This window comes from Mesorhizobium sp. M7A.F.Ca.US.008.03.1.1 (genome assembly GCF_003997495.1).
Classification (GTDB): Bacteria; Pseudomonadota; Alphaproteobacteria; order Rhizobiales; family Rhizobiaceae; genus Mesorhizobium.
Genome location: NZ_RZRU01000050.1, coordinates 1 through 1,409, shown reverse-complemented (window position 1 = coordinate 1,409; position 1,409 = coordinate 1). Strand labels below are relative to the sequence as shown.

1 protein-coding gene is annotated in these 1,409 nt (G+C 65.2%); it reads right to left on the bottom strand.

Going from position 1 to position 1,409, the window contains the following annotated elements; translation table 11 throughout:
• The coding region (locus EOA16_RS32385) for an IS110 family transposase (protein WP_127261746.1) at positions 1–1,140 on the bottom strand (1,140 nt) is incomplete at its 3' end.
• Between the last annotated feature and the right edge of the window lie 269 nt (positions 1,141–1,409).

Sequence of the window (1,409 nt, the reverse complement as noted above, 5' to 3'; positions counted from 1 at the left end):
GCGCCAGAGGATTCTGAGCCAAGCTCTGGCAAGGATGCGAACGGCATGAGGGTGTCTGCACCCTCGCTTTCTGGCGTCCTGATAGACCTTTGCAGCCCAAGGGCTGGCATGTCTGGAGTTGTCGGCGAAGCAGGTGACGGCAGCGCGCAGGCGCTTGTTGCAGGCCCATCGCCATCCGACGCCCCGGGATTTTCCGCTCTGGTAGGTGACGGGTGCGACGCCGGCCTCGGCGGCGAGGTGATCCTCGCTTTGGAAGCGGGCGCGTACGTCGCCCAATTCGGCGGTGATCTGGGCGGCGCAGATTTTTCCGGCGCGCGGAAAGGACATGACGATCTTGCCTTCCGGCAATTGGGCGACGGCATGCTCGATGCGGCTGGAAAGCGAGGTGATCTGGGTGACGATGCTTTCGAGGGTTACGGCGATAGCGCGCACGAGTTCGCCCTTGGCATCGGCTTCGAGCTCAGCGGCCATTGCGGTTGGAGCGGCGCGCAGCCGGCCGAGCACATCGGCGACGCCGCGCCGACCGCAATACTGGTTCTGGGCGAGGAAGGCGGCCATGCGCTTCTCGCCCAGGCGGCTGGCGCTTTCGGGTGTCGGGTAGCGTTGGATGAAGGCCAGCGCAATCGGGCTTGCGATGTTGGCGAACACGCCGGCGGCGCCAGGCCAGAAACTTTCGAGCAGGGCACGCAGCTGGTTGGCGAGCACGAGTCTTGTTGCGACGAGATCGTCACGGCCGCGAACCAGCGCGCGCAAGGCCTTGATGGCGTCGGACTGAGGCCTGAGCGGCGTCAGCCGGTGACCATCAGTGCGCAGGATGTCGGCGAGAATGTAGGCATCGCCGGGATCGCTCTTGGCGGCGACGGCACGATAGCGCGGCCGGCACGCCTTGACGACATTGGGATGGACCGGCGTGACGACGAAGCCTGCCTCGGCAAGCGTGTCGACCAAGAGGCCGCTCGGTCGCTCGATGGCGATCGGCGTCTCACCGGGCGGGCCGTGCCGGCGCAGACGGGCAACGAGATTGGCAAGTCCGTCCCGATCATGGGCGACGGCAAAATGGTCGAGGATCTTGCCGGCAAGGTCGACGATACAGACGGCATGGCTCGATCCGCCCCAATCGAGACCGACGAAAATGGTCATGGATGCACCTCACAGAACTGGAGTATGGTGCCCGGTGCCGGGAGCCCTCACGGGATGCTCATCAATCGGCGCTCTGGACCCATCTTGGCCGAAGTGTCCGTGGCGCATCTTCCTGTAGCCCGTCTGCGGCTTCCGGCCACCGCAACGCCGCAGGTCTCATGCGGGCCCTCGAAGGGCGAGCACCACAGGCGGTCGTCACGGTGGCGCGGGACCAACGCCCAATCAGCTCTTAAACTGATTCAACGCAATCGTGAGGTTGCCTGATGAGC